Source organism: Cobetia sp. UCD-24C, assembly GCF_001306765.1.
In the GTDB taxonomy this organism is placed as follows: Bacteria; Pseudomonadota; Gammaproteobacteria; order Pseudomonadales; family Halomonadaceae; genus Cobetia; species Cobetia amphilecti.
Genome location: NZ_LJTD01000015.1, coordinates 13,509 through 32,787, shown reverse-complemented (window position 1 = coordinate 32,787; position 19,279 = coordinate 13,509). Strand labels below are relative to the sequence as shown.

The 19,279-nt window shown below is 63.5% G+C and carries 17 protein-coding genes and 1 pseudogene; 13 read left to right on the top strand and 5 right to left on the bottom strand.

The annotated features are described in order from the left end of the window. Nucleotides 1–119: 119 nt before the first annotated feature. From rsmA to AOG28_RS16495, 5 genes and pseudogenes are all read left to right on the top strand, one after another. Nucleotides 120–908, top strand: a pseudogene (rsmA, locus tag AOG28_RS16515) (16S rRNA (adenine(1518)-N(6)/adenine(1519)-N(6))-dimethyltransferase RsmA); the annotation flags it as partial. 191 nt (nucleotides 909–1,099) lie between these two features. Next, on the top strand, nucleotides 1,100–1,480 hold the full coding sequence (gene apaG, locus AOG28_RS16510) for a Co2+/Mg2+ efflux protein ApaG (RefSeq protein WP_043334633.1): 381 nt from the start codon (nucleotides 1,100–1,102) through the stop codon (nucleotides 1,478–1,480). Between the two features lie 71 nt (nucleotides 1,481–1,551). Beyond that, a complete protein-coding gene (locus tag AOG28_RS16505) occupies nucleotides 1,552–2,391 on the top strand; it encodes a symmetrical bis(5'-nucleosyl)-tetraphosphatase (RefSeq protein WP_054557229.1) in 840 nt (279 codons plus the stop codon). A gap of 78 nt (nucleotides 2,392–2,469) precedes the next feature. Further along, nucleotides 2,470–2,796 carry a thiosulfate sulfurtransferase GlpE gene (gene glpE, locus AOG28_RS16500; RefSeq protein ID WP_054557228.1) on the top strand — a complete coding sequence of 109 codons (327 nt, stop codon included), beginning with the start codon at nucleotides 2,470–2,472 and terminating at the stop codon, nucleotides 2,794–2,796. A gap of 91 nt (nucleotides 2,797–2,887) precedes the next feature. Further along, a complete protein-coding gene (locus AOG28_RS16495; RefSeq protein ID WP_054557227.1) occupies nucleotides 2,888–4,132 on the top strand; it encodes a polynucleotide adenylyltransferase in 1,245 nt (414 codons plus the stop codon). A 165-nt stretch (nucleotides 4,133–4,297) separates the two neighbouring features. On the opposite strand, the gene AOG28_RS16490 is transcribed toward AOG28_RS16495, so the two are convergent. Next, nucleotides 4,298–4,918, bottom strand: coding sequence for a glycerol-3-phosphate acyltransferase (locus tag AOG28_RS16490; protein WP_082388932.1), 621 nt, complete (start codon nucleotides 4,916–4,918; stop codon nucleotides 4,298–4,300). Nucleotides 4,919–5,079: 161 nt separating this feature from the next. Between AOG28_RS16490 and folB the strand changes: the two genes are divergently transcribed. Both folB and folK read left to right on the top strand, forming a co-directional pair. Further along, complete coding sequence (gene folB / locus AOG28_RS16485; RefSeq protein WP_043334640.1) at nucleotides 5,080–5,457, top strand: dihydroneopterin aldolase; 378 nt, start codon at nucleotides 5,080–5,082, stop codon at nucleotides 5,455–5,457. Next, nucleotides 5,454–5,993, top strand: a complete 540-nt coding sequence (gene folK, locus AOG28_RS16480; RefSeq protein ID WP_054557226.1) for a 2-amino-4-hydroxy-6-hydroxymethyldihydropteridine diphosphokinase — start codon at nucleotides 5,454–5,456, stop codon at nucleotides 5,991–5,993. Before folB ends, folK begins: the two co-directional genes overlap by 4 nt. Before the next feature lie 156 nt (nucleotides 5,994–6,149). Here folK and tsaD read toward each other — a convergent pair whose 3' ends face one another. Then, nucleotides 6,150–7,190: a tRNA (adenosine(37)-N6)-threonylcarbamoyltransferase complex transferase subunit TsaD gene (gene tsaD, locus AOG28_RS16475; RefSeq protein ID WP_054557225.1), complete on the bottom strand. Its 1,041-nt coding sequence runs from the start codon at nucleotides 7,188–7,190 to the stop codon at nucleotides 6,150–6,152. A 425-nt stretch (nucleotides 7,191–7,615) separates the two neighbouring features. Here tsaD and rpsU point away from each other — a divergent pair, with 425 nt between their 5' ends. From rpsU to rpoD, 3 genes are all read left to right on the top strand, one after another. After that, the gene (rpsU, locus tag AOG28_RS16470; protein WP_024951433.1) at nucleotides 7,616–7,831 is read left to right on the top strand and encodes a 30S ribosomal protein S21; all 216 of its coding nucleotides are present in this window, start codon (nucleotides 7,616–7,618) and stop codon (nucleotides 7,829–7,831) included. 228 nt (nucleotides 7,832–8,059) lie between these two features. Beyond that, entirely contained in the window at nucleotides 8,060–10,165 is a 2,106-nt protein-coding gene (gene dnaG, locus AOG28_RS16465) for a DNA primase (protein ID WP_054557243.1), read from the top strand. Nucleotides 10,166–10,490: 325 nt separating this feature from the next. Next, nucleotides 10,491–12,329 (top strand): RNA polymerase sigma factor RpoD, encoded by a 1,839-nt coding sequence (gene rpoD, locus AOG28_RS16460; protein ID WP_043334650.1) that lies wholly within the window; start codon nucleotides 10,491–10,493, stop codon nucleotides 12,327–12,329. Between the two features lie 210 nt (nucleotides 12,330–12,539). On the opposite strand, the gene AOG28_RS16455 is transcribed toward rpoD, so the two are convergent. The 3 genes from AOG28_RS16455 to AOG28_RS16445 form a co-directional block, all read right to left on the bottom strand. Beyond that, nucleotides 12,540–12,866, bottom strand: coding sequence for a hypothetical protein (locus tag AOG28_RS16455; RefSeq protein ID WP_054557224.1), 327 nt, complete (start codon nucleotides 12,864–12,866; stop codon nucleotides 12,540–12,542). A gap of 423 nt (nucleotides 12,867–13,289) precedes the next feature. Then, complete coding sequence (locus AOG28_RS16450; protein WP_107335965.1) at nucleotides 13,290–14,024, bottom strand: hypothetical protein; 735 nt, start codon at nucleotides 14,022–14,024, stop codon at nucleotides 13,290–13,292. A gap of 153 nt (nucleotides 14,025–14,177) precedes the next feature. Then, nucleotides 14,178–15,188 (bottom strand): LysR substrate-binding domain-containing protein, encoded by a 1,011-nt coding sequence (locus tag AOG28_RS16445; protein WP_082388931.1) that lies wholly within the window; start codon nucleotides 15,186–15,188, stop codon nucleotides 14,178–14,180. 264 nt (nucleotides 15,189–15,452) lie between these two features. Here AOG28_RS16445 and AOG28_RS16440 point away from each other — a divergent pair, with 264 nt between their 5' ends. From AOG28_RS16440 to AOG28_RS16430, 3 genes are all read left to right on the top strand, one after another. After that, entirely contained in the window at nucleotides 15,453–16,835 is a 1,383-nt protein-coding gene (locus tag AOG28_RS16440; protein ID WP_043334655.1) for an L-serine ammonia-lyase, read from the top strand. A 603-nt stretch (nucleotides 16,836–17,438) separates the two neighbouring features. Further along, nucleotides 17,439–18,272: an ABC transporter ATP-binding protein gene (locus AOG28_RS16435; RefSeq protein WP_052384708.1), complete on the top strand. Its 834-nt coding sequence runs from the start codon at nucleotides 17,439–17,441 to the stop codon at nucleotides 18,270–18,272. Then, nucleotides 18,269–19,066, top strand: a complete 798-nt coding sequence (locus tag AOG28_RS16430) for an ABC transporter ATP-binding protein (RefSeq protein ID WP_152965467.1) — start codon at nucleotides 18,269–18,271, stop codon at nucleotides 19,064–19,066. The genes AOG28_RS16435 and AOG28_RS16430 overlap by 4 nt, the downstream gene beginning before the upstream one ends. Nucleotides 19,067–19,279 lie beyond the last annotated feature (213 nt).

The following is a 19,279-nucleotide window of genomic DNA, read 5'->3' as shown; positions in this document are numbered from 1 at the left end:
CCCAGTCATTCGACCATCGAGGATGGTCTCGCCGCCCCGGTCTGCCTGTGTCCCTGCAGGCCATGGCGGCGTCTTGTTGTCGGGAATCCCGACGGATTCCCAGGAGGAAGGTCAGTCCCATGTCCCAACATTTCCCCGCGCATCGCGCTCGCAAGCGTTTCGGTCAGAACTTTCTGCAGGACCTTGGCGTCATCTCTCGCATCGTGAATGCCATTCGTCCCGCGGAAGGCGAGCGCCTGGTCGAGATCGGTCCGGGGCAGGGTGCCTTGACCGGCCCGCTGCTGGAAGCGGCAGGCAAGCTGGAAGTCATCGAGCTGGACCGTGACCTCATCCCGGGTCTGCGCGTGCAGTTCTTCAACTACCCGGATTTCGTGATCCACGAAGGCGATGCTCTGCGCTTCGATTTCCCGGAGCTGGTCGGTGATGGCCCGGCACTGCGCGTGGTCGGCAACCTGCCGTACAACATCTCCACCCCGCTGATCTTCCACCTGCTGGAAGCACGCGGCGCGATCTCCGACATGCACTTCATGCTGCAGAAGGAAGTCGTCGAGCGTCTGGCCGCCGAGCCGGGTGGCACCGACTGGGGCCGCCTGTCGGTGATGACCCAGTATTACTGCGCGGTGGAAAATCTGTTCCTGGTGCCGCCGAGCGCCTTCTTCCCTGCGCCGAAGGTGGATTCCGCCATCGTGCGTCTGGTGCCGCACCGTGAACTGCCGCATCCGGCCAAGGACGAGAAGCTGCTCGCTGTCATCGTGCGCGAAGCCTTCTCCCAGCGCCGCAAGACGCTGCGCAACAACTTCAAGGGCCGCATCGATGCCGACCAGCTGACCGCGCTGGGCATCGATCCCTCGCGTCGTCCGCAGACGCTGACCGTCGCTGAGCTGGTGATGATCAGCAACCACCTCAGTGAGCAGGGCATGACGGTGGACAAGGCCGACAAGGCACCGAAGAAGCGTCCACGCAGCAATGTCGGCCACGGTGCGCCGGCAGCCGACAGTGCCAGTGGTAGTGATAGTGATGGGAATAGTGACAGTGGCGAGCGCCTCGATGCCGAGAGCGATGCCAAGGGCGATGCCCGCAACGCCAGCGACCACGACGCATGAGTAGCGTGGCGGACATCCGTATCGACGCCGTACCCGAGTACTGCGCCGACGAGAGTCGTCCGAGCGAGAACCGACACGTGTTCCGCTACACCATCACCGTGCACAACGGGACGGATGAGACCGTGCAGCTGCTGGCGCGCTACTGGAAGATCACCCAGGGCAGCGGCGATGAGCAGGAAGTACGTGGCAAGGGCGTGGTCGGCAAGCAGCCGCTGATCGCGCCCGGCGAGAGCTTTCGCTATACCTCGCGCGCCGTGCTCGACATGCCGGTCGGCGTGATGCAGGGGGCCTATACCTTCTGTGACGCGACCCATGCGCGCACCTTCGAGGTCGCCATCGCACCGTTCCGTCTCGCCGGTCCGCATCAGGTTCACTAGGGTGGCCGCGTGACGCAGCGTTTCGTATTCAAGACAGCAAGTCAGACCGCCACGGCGGTCAGGGAGTGGGCATGACGCAGTGGGCGATTGGCGATTTGCAGGGCTGCCATCAAGAGTTTGAACTTCTCTTGCAGCGCCTCGATTTCACGCCGGGGCGCGATGTGCTGTGGCTGGCGGGAGACCTGGTCAATCGCGGGCCGGGCTCGCTGGAGTGCCTGCGTCTGGTCAAGTCGCTGGGCGATGATGCGCGGGTGGTGCTGGGCAACCATGACCTCCACCTGCTGGCGGTGGCTGAGGGCTTCAGCCGCCACAAGCGCTCCGATACGCTGACGCCGATTCTCGAGGCGCCGGACCGTGAGGAGCTGCTGGACTGGCTGCGTCGTCAGCCGCTGATGGTGGATGCGCTGGTCGGCAATCGCCGCACGGTGATGAGCCATGCCGGCGTGTTGCCGAGCTGGACGCTGGACCAGGCGGCCGGTTATGCCCGTGAAGCGCACGCCGTGCTGGCGGGCGACGACTATCGAGGCTTTCTCGGCGAGATGTACGGCAATACGCCGGACCGCTGGCAGGAGGATCTCGAAGGCACGCCGCGCCTGCGCTGTATCGTCAATGTCTTCACGCGCATGCGCTTTCTGCACAGTGATGGCCGACTGGATTTCGCGGCCAAGGAAGGGCTGGACAGCGCGCCGGAGGGGAGCCGTCCCTGGTTCCAGTACCCGCGTCCCGAAGGGGCCTGGGATGATTCGCCGCGCCTGCTGTTCGGTCACTGGGCTGCTCTGGAAGGCGAGGCGCCGGCGGCGCGTCAGGATGTCGAGGCGCTGGACACCGGCTGCGTGTGGGGCGGTGGCCTGACGGCGCTCAATCTCGAGACGGAAGAGCGCGTCTTCGAGCCGGCGCTGACCTCGCGCTGAGCGCCCTCCCGTCGCCAGTGACAGCAGGTCTGCCGTCGCTGGCGAATGCCTTTCCCTTACTCAACAAGCGGAGTCCGCATGAGTTTCGAACATCTTGATCTCGCAACCCTCAGTGACTGGCGCCAACGCGACCCGTCGCTCGTGGTACTCGATATCCGCGATCCGCTCAGCTTCACGCAGGGGCGTATCCCGGGCAGCCGTCATCTGGACAACGCCAGTGCCGGTGCCATTCTGGAAGACACCCCGCGCGACAAGCCGCTGGTGGTGGTCTGCTATCACGGCCATTCCAGTCAGCAGGCCGCCGCCTGGCTGGCGGGTCAGGGCTTCGAGAAGGTCTATTCCCTCGATGGTGGCTTTACCCAGTACCAACTGACACATGGCGATGACGTCGAGAGCGGTAGCTGACGCCGTCTGCACGTGGCTGCCATCACTGGCCTTACTTCCTCGCTTTCCTCATTCAGCTTTGTATCTCGTGCCGCAGGGCAAGGACATTCGCATGACTCAGACGACGCCTTCTTCACTGACCGATTCGCGTGACCGCCTGTTGAGCGGGCTTGAGGTCTATCGCGTGGGCGGCGCGGTGCGTGATGCGCACCTGGGTTGGCCGTGGCACGAGTGTGACTTCGTGGTGGTGGGCGCGACGGTGGAAGACATGCAGGCGCGTGGCTTCCGACCGGTCGGGCGGGACTTCCCGGTCTTTCTGCATCCGCAGACCCAGGAGGAGTACGCGCTGGCGCGTACCGAGCGCAAGTCAGGCCACGGGTATGTCGGCTTCAGCGTGCATGCCAGTCCCGATGTGACGCTGGAAGAGGACCTCATTCGTCGCGATCTGACCATCAATGCCATGGCCGAACCGCTCGACAGCACGCCGGGGCAGGGCGAGGTGATCGACCCCTACGGTGGCCTGGCGGATCTCGAGGCGCGCGTGTTGCGTCATGTCTCGAGCGCCTTCAGCGAAGACCCGCTGCGCGTATTGCGCGTGGCACGCTTTCTGGCGCGCTATCAGGGGCTCGGCTTCACGGTCGCGGAGGAGACACGGCAGATGATGGTCGCCATGGTCGAGAGCGGCGAGGTCTCGCATCTGGTGGCCGAGCGGGTCTGGAAGGAGACCGAGAAGGCGCTGGGCGAGGCCAGTCCCGAGGCCTACTTCCAGCTGCTCGATGAGCTTGGGGCGCTGGCGGTGCTGATGCCGCCGCTGACCCGCGATGCCGAACAGCTCACAGCGGCGCTGGCGCGTCTGGACCGCCTGCCGCGTCAGCTGGTCGATGAGGCGGAGATGGTCTGCTGGCGCATGGCGCGCCTGGTGGAGCACCTGTCACGCGACGAGATCGATGCCCTGGCGCAGGACTTGCGCCTGCCCAGCGCCGTGCGTGACGCCGCCCAGCAGGCACGTCTGTGCCGGGAATTGAACGAGGCCTCGCGGCGGGAAGGTGGCGTGAGCGCAGCCGATCTCAAGGCCTGGCTGGATGGTGTCGATGCCTGGCGGCGTGGCGAGCGCCAGCCGGTGCTGGTGGCCCTGCTGGCCGTCGAAGACAAGGGCCTGGCGCGGCTGGGCAATGCCGTCTGGCAAGCCGCGACGGCGGTGTCGCCGCAGTCTCTGGTCGAACAGGGCCTGAAAGGGGCGGAGATCGGGCGTGCGCTCAGTGAGCAACGCCAGCAGGCCATCGAGCAGGCGCTGAGCGAATGGCAGGCCATGCCGGAAGTGCACGCGCCTCATTGCGGCTGCGGACACAGTCACTGAGCACCTGCTCTGAGCAAATGACCCGAGCATATGATCCCGCAAGCCCCGGCCCTGTGCCGGGGCTTTTGCGTCTTGGCCGCAGGAAGGGGGCTCTGTGAGGCGTAGCGTGCGTTTGAGCAGAGCGTGTTTTTCATGAGCAGTGCGCTGCGTGCGAGCAGAGCATGCTTACAGGCGCGGCTCGCTGCCATCGCTCAGGCGGCGTAGATTCAGCGCATGACGAATCACGATCAGACTGGCGAAGACCAGAATCACGCCGCTCATCTGCGGCGCCAGCCACAGGCTGAACAGGGGTGCCGCCAGTCCGGCCACCAGCGAGGCGATGGCCGCCGTACGCAGTCGCCAGGCCAGCCCGACCCACAGCGCGGCGCAGCTCAAGGCGACGCCCGGCGCCAGCATCAGCAGCACGCCAAAGGCAGCGGCCACGGCCTTGCCGCCGCGATGGCCACGGTGCCACAGCGGCAGGCTGTGGCCGATCAGCACGGCCAGCCCGATCAATCCCAGTGCCCAGGGCGGCAGCGAGAGCGCCAGCCCCAGCCAGAGTGCCGGCATACCCTTGGCGGCATCGAAGACCAGCACCAGGGCGGCGGGCAGTGCGCCATGCAGCCGCAGCACATTGGAGAAGCCCGGATTGAAGGACCCCGCCAGGCGTGGGTCGGCCAGCCCCAGTCGCTGACAGATCCACACCGCGCCCAGCACCGAACCGCTGGCATAGGCCACGGCCATCAGCAGGCTCAACTGTTGCCAGGCGGCCAGTTGCGCGGCCCACTCGATCAGGCCCGTCAGCATGATGTCGACTCGCTGCGTGCCCGAGGTGTCGCACACAGGCAGGGAGATAGGGGCAGGCAGCTTGGCCAAGCAGGGGCCGGGTGCAGTAGAATCAGTCGCATGATGGCGGGGCCTTGGGCGTCGTTTTTATTCGTTCATTCGACAAGCATAGAGGTAACGCCGTGGATCGTGTGCTGATCGAGGCTCTGGCCGTGGAAACCGTGATTGGTGTCTATGACTGGGAGCGTACCATTCGCCAGCGTCTGGTGATGGATCTGGAAATGGCCACGGATATTCGTGCCGCAGCTGCCGACGATGACCTGACGCACACCCTGGACTACGCCGCCATCAGCGCGCGCATCCAGACCTTCGCCGAAGAAAGCCACTTCGAGCTGGTGGAAACCTTCGCCGAGCGCCTGGCAGCGCTGCTGCGTGAAGAGTTCGGCATTCCCTGGCTGACCATGACGGTGCGCAAGCCGGGCGCCGTGCCGGAAGCCGCCGCCGTTGGCGTGCGCATCGTGCGCGGCAGCCTCGAGACCGTCTCGGATGCGCCGGCATGAGTCTGGTACTGATCTCCATCGGTAGCAATATCGAGCGCGAGCATCATGTGCGGGTCTGCCTGGATGCGCTGGAGGCGACCTTCGGCAACCTGACGTTGTCCTCCGTCTACGAGAGCGAGCCGGTGGGCTTCGTCGACGGGCGCAACTTCCTCAACCTGGTCGCAGGTTTCGAGAGCGACTGGAGCGTCGGCGAATTGCAGGCCTGGTGCAAGCAGCTCGAGCTGGCCAATGGTCGCCTCAAGAACAGCGCCAAGTTCAGTCCGCGTACCCTGGATCTGGACCTGCTGACCGTCGGTACCCTGACCGGGGAGATCGATGGCGTGATGCTGCCGCGCGATGAGGTCGATCGCAATGCCTTCGTGCTGCTGCCGCTGGCCGAGTCGTTCGGCGAAGAGCGCCACCCCGTCACCGGCGAGGATTACGCTTCGCTGTGGAAGGCCTTCGTGGCCGCCGGGCGCGCCGAACAGCAGCCGCTATGGCCGGTGGACTTCAGCTGGCGCTGTCGCATGATCTCGCGCGCCGATGCCACGGTCTGACGCTGCTCTCTGATGTCTCGGTCTGATACCATCAGGCAGCACGTCGCTGGTGTCAGTGTCCGGCGGTGAGCATGACTGGCCCCTCAACAACAACGCCCTGCCGATTCTCATCGGCAGGACGTTGTTGTCTGGTAGGGTACCGGCGTCTGACAGGGCTCAGTCCTGCGCTGTGCTCGGGGCCGCCAGGCTGTCCAGCGGCCAGCGCGGCACGGCCTTCATCGGGCCGGTGTCCTGCTCGCCGGCATTCAGGCGCTGCGCGCCCACGTAGGCGATCATCGCGCCGTTGTCGGTGCAGAAGCGGCCACGCGGGTAGTAGGCGCGGGCATTGCGCTTGGTCAGCTCATGGCTCAGACGCTCACGCAGGCGGGTGTTGGCACTCACGCCACCGGCGACGACCAGACGCTTGAGGCCGGTCTGGTCCAGTGCGCGACGACACTTGATGACCAGAGTGTCGACCACGGCTTCCTCGAAGGCGCGTGCGATATCGGCGCAGTGCTGCTCATCCAGGTCATCCGCAGCCTTGGCCTTCTTGAGCGTGACCATGGTGTGGGTCTTGAGGCCGGAGAAGCTGAAGTCGAGGCCCGGGCGATCCGTCATCGGGCGCGGGAAGCGATAGCGTTTGGGGTCGCCCTGTTCGGCCAGCTTCGCGACCTGCGGGCCACCGGGGTAGGGCAGTTCCAGCATCTTGGCGGCCTTGTCGAAGGCTTCGCCGGCGGCGTCATCCACGGACTCGCCGAGCAGCTCGTATTCGCCCAGTCCGCGCACCGCGACCAGCTGGGTGTGTCCGCCGGAGACCAGCAGCGCCACGAAGGGGAATTCGGGCGCGTCGTCTTCCAGCATCGGCGCCAGCAGGTGGCCTTCCATGTGGTGGACGCCGAGCACCGGCACTCCCCATGCCTTGGCGAGGCCATGTGCGGTGGACGCGCCGACCATCAGCGCGCCGACCAGGCCCGGGCCTGCGGTATAGGTGATGGCATCGATGTCAGCGGCCTTCAGCTGCGCCTCATCCATCACCTGCTGGATCAGCGGCAGCAGCTTGCGAGTGTGATCACGCGACGCCAGTTCCGGCACCACGCCGCCGAACTCGGCGTGCATGGCGATCTGGCTGTAGAGGGCATCTGCAAGCAGGCCCTGGTCCGTGTCGTAGATGGCGACGCCGGTCTCGTCGCAGGAAGTCTCGATGCCGAGCACACGCATGGCTGACTCTCAGGAAATATCAGAAGTAGAGGACGGCACGGCCAGCGAGGCTGCCTGAGCGAGCCCGAGAGGCGTGTGTGCCGTGAATGCGCGACATTCTACTGGCTGAGAGCACGGGTGTCGCGCCAGCTGGCGTTGAGGCAGAGAGGATTTCCGGTTTCCGCGTTTGCAAAGCCGGGGGCGGGTGTCTAGAATATGGCACTCTGCAAGACTGGGTCGTGCATCCGACCACCCCGCAAAAGCTCCCCGAATCATGATTCCAGCCAGCGACGGCTACCCTCACCGGTGGTGTCGCAGGCGACTGATTGATGCTGGATCGACCTGCAGGTGGCGGTTTACCGTCGCTGGCTGGTAGCTCCTGAGGAGTGGCTGCACCGGATGTGCGTTCAAACCGAACTCATGATCTCAAGGTAGGTGAGTGTTTAATGCCTTCAGTTAAAGTACGTGACAACGAGCCGTTCGACGTCGCCCTGCGCCGTTTCAAGCGCTCCTGCGAAAAAGCCGGTGTTCTTTCCGAAGTGCGTCGTCGTGAGCACTACGAGAAGCCGACAGCTGTTCGCAAGCGTCAGCAGGCGGCCGCTGTAAAGCGCCACGCCAAGAAGGTTCAGCGTGAGCGCAAGCGTTTCGAGCGTCTCTACTGATCCGTACTTTTGGGGAGTGATAGTCTGCTCTCTGGAAGGACACCAAGCGGCTGCCTCACGGTGGCCGCTTGTTTTTGTCTCTAGTGGTCCGTTTGTTCTCGAGCCGTGTGCCGTTGCCTGGCACATGTCGCTAACTCGAGGAATGGCCTGACCCGAAGGTAGCCGCTCACTTTGCTGAGTCGTCACTATCTTGCGGTCAGTCCGTTTTTCCACGACTTCTGGCGAATCATGGCTGGTCTTATCCCCCAAGGCTTTATTGACGATCTGCTGGCCCGCACCGACGTGGTCGAGGTGGTGGGTGAGCGCGTCCAGCTGAAGAAGGCCGGCAAGAGCTATGTCGGCCTCTGCCCGTTCCATCAGGAAAACTCTCCCTCGTTCAATGTCATCCCGGACAAGCAGTTCTATCACTGCTTCGGGTGCGGGGCGAGCGGCAGTGCCCTCAAGTTCCTGATGGAGTTCGATCGCTTGCCGTTCCCCGAGGCCGTGGAGCAGCTGGCCTCGCGGCTGGCGCTTGAAGTGCCGCGCGAAGGCGGCAACCAGAGTCCGCACGAGCGCCGTGAGCGCCAGCGTCGCGAGCAGGCCCGCGAAGAGGGCGTCAATCTGCTCGAGGCGGCCGCGGACTTCTATCGTCAGCGCCTGACGGAACCGGCCGCGCAGCCGGCACGTGAGTATCTGGAAGGCCGTGGTCTGTCGCGTGAGGTCATGCGTGACTTCGGCATCGGCTTCGCGCCGGAAGGCTGGGAGCACCTCAAGCATCACCTGAGCAAGCTGGGTGTCAGCGAGGATGTGCAGATCGAATACGGTCTGCTGATCCATCACGAGGAAAGCGGTCGCCGCTATGACCGCTTCCGCGATCGCGTGATGTTCCCGATCCGTGACTGGAAAGGCCGCACCATCGCCTTCGGCGGTCGCGTGATGGGCGACGCCAAGCCCAAATACCTGAATTCTCCCGAGACTCCCGTCTTCCACAAGGGACGCGAGCTCTACGGTCTGTTTGAAGCCCGTGAGGCGAATCGCAAGCTGGAACGCATGCTGATCGTCGAAGGCTACATGGACGTGGTGGCGCTGGCGCAGTACGGCATTCGCAATGCCTGCGCGACCCTGGGCACCGCGACCAGTGAGGAGCACCTCAAGCGCCTCTATCGCCTGGTCGATGAAGTGGTGTTCTGCTTCGATGGCGACAAGGCCGGCCGCCAGGCGGCGCGCCGCGCGCTGGAGACCGTGCTCGAGGTCATGATCGATGGGCGTCAGGCGCGCTTCCTGTTCCTGCCGGAAGGCGAGGACCCGGATTCCCTGGTGCGCAGTGAGGGTCAGGAGGCATTCGAGAAGCGTGTCACCTGCGCCTCCGGGCTCTCCGAGTTCCTGTTCGAGCAGGCCGCGGAAGGGCGTGACCTCAAGCGCATGGAGCAGCTCGAGCGGTTCGTGACCCAGGCGCTGGAGTGGATCTCGCGCGTGCCCGAAGGCGTGCTGCGCTCGCTTTTGCTCAAGGAACTTGAGCGGCGCAGTGGTCTGGAGCGTGAGCGGCTGGATGCCATGCTGGTGGAGCGCGCCGCGGCGCGTGAAGCCCAGCAGGCACGGCTGCGTCAGCACCAGCAACTACGTCAGCAACCGCAACAACGTCAGCAACCGCAGCGTTCGCAACAGCAGCAACGTCAGCCCGGCGCGACACATTCGGCACCGCGTTCAACGCCCGCTGCCAGTTCTCAGGACGGCGCGACGCTGAGTGACGCGCAGGATGAGTGGTCGTCGCTGGAGGCGATGGCAGATGCCGGCTTCGGCGACAGCGAGCCCGATGACTGGCAGCCGGATGACTGGCAGTCGCATGGCGAGATGCCTGCGGGCCAAGGCGCTCAAGCCGCGCGTGCGACGCCGGCCAGGTCTCAGAAGCGCACCTCGGTCAGCATGCTGACGCGCCTGTTGCATCTTCTGGTGCACGAGCCGCAGCTGGTCGCCGAGCTGCCTGACTCCAATGAGTGGATCGAAGGAGCGGGCGAGCCGGTCGACAGTGAGGATGCGCAGCTGTTGAACGACGTGGTGCGTCTCTTGAAGGCGGGGCAGTATCGTTCGCCACAGGTGCTGTTGGCGCACTTCCTCGGTACCGCGCAGGGACCGAGGCTTGAGCAGCTGGCAGCCCGTGAATTGCTGATTCCGCGTGACGTGCGCAGCGAAGAGCTGAAGGGGCTGGTGGAGCATTGCCAGCATCAGCAGGCGCGCACCACGCCGGAAGCGGAATATCAGGCCTTGCTGGCCAAGGAAAAGCGTGGCGAGAAGTTGTCGGCAGAAGAGAAGCAGCGGCTGATGGCCCTGCTGATGGAGCTGGCAACACGGCGCTGACGCAGTCTCGGTGCAAGGAAGGCCGACAATGGTGGAAATGCCGTGAGAGCTGAGGCGATGGCGCAGGAAAATACGCCCATGGCCTTGAAAGACGCACTCATGCCCACTATTTAATGAGGTAGCTCCCGATGCGGACTGCCGCAACGTAACCGATAACGCTAACACACCTGGATGGTCCGGCAAATACGCCGCTGGCAGCATCTCCTGATGGCACGCTATACTGGTGCGCTTGATGCTCTCTTCGTCCCTATACCGGCGCCATGCTCACTCGCTGAGCCGCGTCGCGTCCAGGTGCTTCATTCTTCTTCGTCGAGATAGGGGTTCTATGGCTGGTAATGCGCAGCAGCAGTCGCGTCTCAAGGAGTTGATCGCGCGCGGCAAGGAACAGGGTTACCTGACCTATGCCGAGGTCAACGATCACCTGCCCGAGGATATCGCTGATCCCGAACAGGTGGAAGACATCATCAGCATGATCAACGATATGGGCATCAAGGTCGCGGAAGAAGCGCCCGATGCCGATACCTTGATGATGTCTGATTCCTCCACTGACGAGTCTGCCGCCGAAGAGGCCGTTGCCGCCCTCGCCGCGGTGGAAAGCGATGTGGGACGCACCACCGACCCCGTCCGCATGTACATGCGTGAGATGGGCACCGTGGAACTCCTGACCCGCGAAGGCGAAATCAAGATCGCCAAGCGGATCGAGGAGGGCACGCGTGAGGTGATGTCGTCGCTGGCATTCTTGCCGGGGGCAGTCGACTCCATCCTGGAAGCCTACGACGGCACTCTGGGCGAAGACGGCGGACGTCTGTCCGATCTCTTCTCCGGTTTCATCGACCCTGACGAAGGCGTGCCGGGTGTCGCTGAAGTCGAAGTCGAGGAAGTCGAAGAGATTCCCGAGGGCGAAGAGTCCGAAGGCGACGAAGACGAAGACGACGATTCCGCCTCTGAAGGTGGCCCGGACCCCGAGCTGGCCCGCGTCCGCTTCGAGCAGATCCGTGAACAGAACGAGGCGACCAAGGCCGCCATCGAGAAGTACGGTTCCGGCTCTGCCGAGGCGAAAGCCGAGCAGGACCGTCTTGCCGAGCTGTTCTCGCCGATCAAGCTGGTGCCCAAGCACTTCGAGCGTCTGGTCGGTCAGGTTCGCGTGTCCGTCGAGCAGGTGCGCGAGCAGGAAAAGGTCATCCTGCAGATCTTCGTCAAGCGCGGCAAGGTGCCTCGCAAGAGCTTCATCAAGGCCTTCCCGGGCCACGAGTCCGACATGGACTGGTTCGACAGCTTCATCGGTGGCAGCAAGAAGTACGCCGACAAGCTCGAGCCGTTCCGTGCCGACGTGCTGCGTGCCCAGCGCAAGATCGCCTTCGAGCAGGACATGGTCCAGCTGCCGGTCAGCGAGCTGAAGGAAGTGAACCGTCGCCTGTCGATCGGTGAAGCCAAGGCGCGTCGTGCCAAGAAGGAAATGGTCGAGGCCAACCTGCGTCTGGTCATCTCCATCGCCAAGAAGTACACCAACCGTGGTCTGCAGTTCCTGGATCTCATCCAGGAAGGCAACATCGGTCTGATGAAGGCCGTGGACAAGTTCGAGTACCGTCGTGGTTACAAGTTCTCGACCTACGCCACCTGGTGGATCCGTCAGGCGATCACTCGCTCCATCGCGGACCAGGCGCGCACCATCCGTATTCCGGTGCACATGATCGAGACCATCAACAAGCTGAACCGTGTCTCGCGTCAGATGCTGCAGGAAATGGGTCGCGAGCCGACGCCGGAAGAGCTGGGCGAACGTCTCGAGATGCCGGAAGACAAGGTGCGTCGCGTGCTCAAGATCGCCAAGGAGCCCATCTCCATGGAGACGCCGATCGGTGACGATGATGATTCGCACCTGGGTGACTTCATCGAGGACGGCACCATGGTCTCGCCGATCGACTCCGCCACCGGCGAAGGTCTGATCGAAGCGACCCGCGGTATCCTGTCCGGCCTGACCGCACGTGAAGCCAAGGTGCTGCGCATGCGCTTCGGTATCGACATGAACACCGACCATACCCTCGAGGAAGTCGGCAAGCAGTTCGATGTCACCCGTGAGCGTATCCGTCAGATCGAAGCGAAAGCGCTGCGCAAGCTGCGTCACCCGTCACGCTCCGAGTCACTGCGTTCCTTCATGGAAGAGTGATCTGAAGCGCTCGGGGCCACACCTCGACTGCTGGCCTCGCTGACAAGACAACGCCCGCCCCCATGCGAATGGGGGTGGGCGTTGTCGTTTGTGGGCTTTACGTTACGGGTCTTTCTCTACGGGATGTGTCGCCTTCAGGCTTTTCTTTACGGACCTTGCCACCTTCGAACTGCGTCGTTAAAGGTCTGCGTGATGTGCCCTGTGGGGCTATCAGGCGCCGTGGCGCAGCTGGTGAGACGAAGGCGTTGCCGCCACGCTGAAGACGACACGGCCCTTGATGCACTGACGGGAGACTGGCCCCATCTGCTCGCTGCTCAAGCCGTCGGGGTGCTCGCCGCGTAGCCACAGGCGGCCGTTGTCGTCGATGCGATGCAGGCGCTTGACCAGCTGGCCGAGCCTGGGATGTTCCACCACGACGGTGGCGCCGGGCGTCAATCGCCAGCGACTGGGCCAGCGCATGCTGATGATGAGGCTGTGCTGCGGGAGACTGGGGGCAAGACTATGACCGTGCAAGCGGTAGCTACTGAACCAGCGCATGTGAGGCTCCTTGAGAATGAGGGCATGACACGGTCAAGATCCTGTCGGTGCTTTCCTGTGGCAGTGGCGATAGTTGAATTGTATCCACTGCTTAGTAAAATATAATCATTCTCATTTGATGTCCAGCCGTTTTCTGTCAGCGCCTCGCGCAATGGCTATCGAGAGACGGCTGTCTAGCGCAGCCTGTCGAGAGAAGGCTGTCGAGCAGAGACTGTTGAGCAAAGCCTGTTGAGAGTAGAAACGAAAAAAAGCCGCGGCTCTGGTGAGCAGCGGCTTTTGGGAGAGTCACGGGTCTGTCTGTCTCTTGCGCTTCGTGCTGTGCTTCATGTCACGTCACTTCGCGTTGTTTCATGGGGCAGGGCGAAGTGACGGTCGTGCGACAGGTCTTGCGTGCAGCTCGGCAAGAGGGTTTTGCTGTCGGGCTCAGTCGTTGGCGTTGAGCTCACGCAGCAGGGCGCGGCGCTGGCGGCCCATGCGGATCGCCAGCAGCACGATCTCGATCACGGCGATGGCCATCAGGGTGTAGCCGAACAGTTCGGTGACTTCCTCGGCGGCATTCTTGACCGAACGCAGGTAGGAGTCCCCCATCAGGGTTTCCCAGAATTCCGAGCGACCGTAGAGGCGTGAGAAGACGTAGGTCGCCAGGAAGCCGGCGCCGAACAGGCCGAACGCGAAGCTGCGTCCGAAGTGCTCGAACTCGGCAATGAAGCGGCTGCGGTTGCGCCATACGCCGATGATGACCGGGATCGCGACCACGCTGACCAGGAACTGCCAGCTGCCATCGCCGATCATGCCGTCGAGCAGGGCGTCCTGTTCACGGATCAGGGACGCCGCGAACAGGCCGAACAGCAGCAGGCTGATGGTGCGCAGGTCCGGCAGGCGTGAATGCACCAGCCACATGGTGGCTGCGCTCAAGGCCAACAGAGTGCTCTGCATGTGTTCTGTCCAGCTGGCTTCGCTGAAGCCGACATCCCCGAAGTGGTGGGCATCATGCATGACCAGCGACATCATCGCGGCCACCAGCGGCGCATAGATGGCCAGGCGCAGGCAGGCTTGCATGAAGAGCGAAGTGGGCTTGCGCCCATACAGCGGCTGTTCGGCGCTGATGGGGAGCGGGACAGCGTTATGGTGCTGGGTATGCGAAGTCAGGCGAGACAAGGGACTCTCCGGACAGTCCATGGACTGCCTGTCAGGGTGAGGGTGTTGTTTGCCTGCTCATTATAACGATGCAAAGGTGCTCAGTTAATATTCTGGTAAGAAAACTGTGAGATTCCATTTCAGCATCGATGTTGCGCCGAGCGGAAATGTTCGTCAGCTCTGACGTAACCGATCACGCTCGGCTTCCTCGACGATCCAGTCATGCACGGCCTGGATGCGGCCATCATCCAGGGTGCCGTGGGGATGGACGATGACGTAGCGCTTGCCGGTCAGTACCCGCTGCGCGAAGGGCGCGATCAGCGTGCCGCGCGACAGCTCGTCGGTGATCAGCGTGCGCCTTGCCATCGCGACTCCCATGCCGGCGATGGCAGCCTCCATCGATAGGTGGTTGCGGTTGAAGGTATAGCCACGCTGAACGTTGATCTCAGGCGCGCCGATGCTGGCCAGATAGAATTCCCACTCGGCGTGGTCGTGACTGCCGCGCCAGGCGGTGATGTCGTGCAGCAGCGGATACCAGGCGAGGTCCTCTGCGCTGCGCAGCGGCGGGCGGCCGCGCATCAGGCCGGGATGGCAGACGGGGAAGATCTCCTCCTCCATCAGGTCGGTGACCTGCATACCCGGGTAGTGGCCGTCGTTGAGGTCGACCGCCAGCTCGAAATCGCCCTCGCGCAGCGGTGAGTCACTGTCCTCGGCGCGCACGTGCAGCTCGATATCCGGAAAGCGTGCCTGCAGGCGCGGCAGTCGGGGCGCCAGCCATTTGGAGAGGAATGACGGCACCGAACGCAACCTGAGTACACCGCTCATCAAGCCGCTGCGCAGCCGTTTGACCTCCAGTCCCACCGCGCTATAGGACTGCTCCACCACGCGCGCCAGTCGCGCGCCTTCCCCTGTCAGCTCGAGTCCGCGTGAACGACGCAGAAACAGCTTGAAGCCCAGCCGCTCCTCCAGCTGCTTGATCTGCTGACTCACCGCGCCGGTGGTGACGTGCAGTTCTTCTGCCGCACGCGTGAAGGAGCCATGACGTGCGGCGCAGGCGAATACCTGCAGCCAGGCATGGGTCTGACCATTCAGGTGGCGCAGGCTCGGTGTGGTGGCGGGCGTGCCGGTCGCCGTCGGCGGCGCGGCGGGGCCAGTACCAGGAGTGTTGTCGAGGGAAGACGTCATGGGCGGGTCTCATGCAAGTGCTGGAGGCAGATAGTGAGGGAGAAGCCGCGATGGCCAGATGAAGATGGCAGTGATAGCTAAAGGCATCAGGGCACAAGGTGGCGCGAAGAGCATAGTTTACGCCGTTTTTGATGCATGGGGTTTAGTCAGGCTAAACCCACGACCAATTTTTATGGTTTGTCGCGTCCCGCCCCCATCCATCATCATTGCCTCATCCACTGGCAGGCGCTCAGGCGCGGCGAGTTTCCGAGATGAGGTGTTGTCATGTCCATCAGTGTATTTGATCTCTTCAAGGTCGGTGTCGGCCCCTCCAGCTCGCACACCGTCGGCCCGATGCGTGCTGCCGCGCAGTTCGTCGAGACCCTGCGCTCGCGCGACCAGCTGGAGCGCGTGGCGCGAATCGAGGTGCAATTGCATGGTTCGCTGTCTGCCACCGGCGTAGGCCACGGTACCGACAAGGCGACCATCCTCGGCCTGATGGGCGAGCTGCCGGAAACGATAGACCCTGCGATCATCGACCCCTGCATCGAAGAGCTGCTGGAGTCCCAGACACTGCTGCTCGACAACCGCATCGCGGTGCCCTTCGTGTGGGTACGTGACATGCAGTGGCACGATGCGCCGCTACCGTATCACCCCAATGCCATGCGTCTGATCGCCTACGGACATCGCGATGAGCTGTATCGCAATGTCTATTACTCGGTGGGCGGCGGTTTCGTGGTCGACGAAGTCGAGGCCGCGCGTGACCCGCTGCTGGAAGACGAAAGCCTGCGTCTGCCATATGAATTCAACACCGCCAATGAGCTGCTGGCGCTGTGTCGCATGCACAAGATGCGCATCAGCGAGCTGATGATGGCCAACGAATGTGCGCTGCGCAGTGAGACCCAGGTGCGGCGTGGGCTATGGCGTATCTGGGAAGTGATGAACGAGTGCATCGACAACGGCCTGACGCATGAAGGCGTGCTGCCCGGCGGGCTCAACGTCAAGCGCCGTGCCAAGCGTCTGCATGCGCGTCTGCTGGATGTGGAATCCAGCAAGTCGATCATCACCTCGACCTTCTCGGCGATGGACTGGGTCAACCTGTTCGCGCTGGCGGTCAATGAAGAGAACGCGGCCGGCGGCCGCATGGTGACGGCGCCGACCAATGGCGCGGCCGGCATCATTCCGGCGGTGCTCAGCTATTACATGAAATTCCAGGAAGATGCTCGCGAGGAGGACGTGGTCGATTTCCTGCTCACGGCAGCCTCGGTGGGCATCCTGTGCAAGAAGAACGCCTCCATCTCCGGCGCGGAAGTCGGCTGCCAAGGCGAGGTGGGCTCCGCCTGCGCCATGGCGGCCGCCGGGCTTGCCGAGCTGATGGGCGCGACGCCGGAGCAGGTCGAGAACGCGGCGGAAATCGGTCTCGAGCACAACCTGGGGCTGACCTGTGACCCGATCGGCGGCCTGGTGCAGATTCCCTGCATCGAGCGCAATGCGATTGCCTCGGTCAAGGCGATCAATGCCGCCCAGATGGCGATGTGTGGCGATGGCGATCACTTCGTCTCGCTGGACAAGGCGATCCGCACCATGCGTGACACCGGCCGCGACATGCAGGACAAGTACAAGGAGACCTCCAAGGGCGGTCTCGCGGTCAACGCCATCGAATGCTGATACGACCGCTAGCCACTGGCAGGTTCCCTGACCTGGACTGGATTGAGTCTGCGTGACTTGAACCGGCGCGATGTGAATCTGTGTAATGTGAGCCTGAGTCGAACTGCCATGACTTTCCGCCGGAGGCCAGCCGCCTCCGGCCAAACCCGTTGTCTCTTGTCAGGTACATGATCTCCGGCCAGAGGTCATGATCTCGGCAACCCTCGTTGACGCCTCTTCGGCGCGGTATTCCGCGACGGACAGGCGTCTTTTTTATGGCGGAAATAGCGCTCATCTCGACGGTTCGGCTCGGGCTGGTGGGGGAATCTGCCAGCCTTGAGATGTCTCGGGAGGGCTGCGTTGTAAAGAAGTCGCTGATATATCGGCTATTGGTCGAGTGAGCGCGCTTGCCGCTGGCAGCGCGCCTCTCGCTATTCTAGTTTACGTTAACGTCAGTTGCGCCGATCGCAACGATGGCGCATATCAAGGGCCTGTGGATAGCGCCTGTTGATGCTGCGTATCGATGACGAACCGCGATGTTGCGGGCATCCACGCTGACGAACAGCCCTCATGTCTCTTGGAAGACACAGACCACCGGCTTGCCGGTCAGGACGGAGTACTGACATGCCATCACCGCCCATTCAGGGGCCGCGTGCCAGCGGGGGCGCATCAGCGACAGCCCCGATTCTCGAGACGCGTGGCTTGAGCAAGGATTTTCGGGGTTTCACGGCCGTCGATGACGTCAATCTCCAGGTGCAGGAAGGGCATATCCATGCCCTCATCGGCCCCAATGGCGCCGGCAAGACGACAGTCTTCAATCTGCTGACGCGCTTTCTACCGGCCACCCGCGGCGAGATTCTCTATCGCGGCAAATCCATCACTCGCATGAAGTCGCATGAGATCGCGCGCCTTGGGTTGGTGCGCTCCTTCCAGATATCGGCAGTGTTTTCCCAGATGACGGTGCTCGAGAACGTGCGGGTCGCCCTGCAACGCCCCCAGGGCACCTCGTTTCATTTCTGGAAGCCGGAACGCAGCCTCGACAGCCTGAACGAGCAGGCACTGCATCTCCTGGAGCAGGTAGGGCTGCGCGATGACGCCCACCGTGTGACCGCCAGTCTGCCCTATGGCCGCAAGCGCGCGCTGGAGCTGGCGACCACGCTGGCGCTTGAGCCCACGCTGATGCTGCTGGACGAGCCGACCCAGGGCATGGGCGCCGAGGATGTGGACCGCGTGGTCGAGCTGATTCGTGTCGCGGCGCGGGGCCGTACGGTGCTGATGGTCGAGCACAATCTGAGCGTGGTCAGTCGTCTGTGCGATCGCATCAGCGTGCTGGCGCGCGGCCGGGTGCTGGCGGAAGGCGACTACGCCAGTGTGTCGGCCAATCCCGAGGTGCGTGAAGCGTATCTGGGCAGTGAAGCGCCCGAGTCCACGGCGGATGAGCACAAGGAGGTTTCATGACGGTGGTTATGGAGCAGGCGACGGACAGGCAAGCCTCGGCGGCCGACTCGCCGCTGGGGGAAGAGCAGCTCTGCCTGCGCGAGCTGAACGCCTGGTATGGCGAGTCCCATGTGCTGCATGGCGTCAACATGACGGTGCGGCGCGGTGAGCTGGTGACCTTGCTGGGGCGCAACGGGGCCGGACGCAGCAGCACGCTGCGCGCGATCATGAACATGGTCGGCCGGCGCAGCGGCGACATCCTCATCAAGGGGCAGGACAGCATGGGGTTGGCGCCGCATCGCATCGCTCATCTCGGTGTCGGCTTCTGCCCCGAGGAGCGTGGCATCTTCGCCAGCCTGAGCGTCGAGGAGAATCTGCTGCTGCCACCGCTGGTCAGGAGCACAGGACATGACCAGGGCCGGAGCCAGAGCCGGAGCCAGGGCATGTCGCTGGATGAGCTCTATGCGCTGTTCCCCAATCTGCATGAGCGGCGCACCAGTCAGGGCACGCGCCTCTCCGGTGGCGAGCAGCAGATGCTGGCGCTGGCGCGCATCCTGCGCACCGGGGCGGACCTGCTGCTGCTGGATGAGATCACCGAGGGTCTGGCGCCGGTCATCAACCAGAAGCTGGCCGAAGTGCTGATGATGCTGAAGGCGCGCGGCATGACCATCGTGCTGGTGGAGCAGAACTTCCGCTTTGCCGCACCGCTGGCCGACCGTCATTACCTGATGGAGCACGGCACCATTCTGGAAGAGATCAGCGCGGCCGAATTGCCGGCCCGCCACGAATATCTGCACAAGGTACTGGGGGTCTGAGCTCCCGCTCGGGCTGAGCTGCACAGGGCTGGCCGCCATGCACAGCCTTGCACTCGCCAATCTGAAGTCCGTACGTCTCGCCACAACAATCACAATATTGCCGGGTAATCCGGTCTGGAGATGTCATGCACGCCACCGCTTCATCCAACGCCACTGCTACATCCAACGCCACCGTTTCATGCAACACCACTCCTGTCGCATCACCGTTGTCAC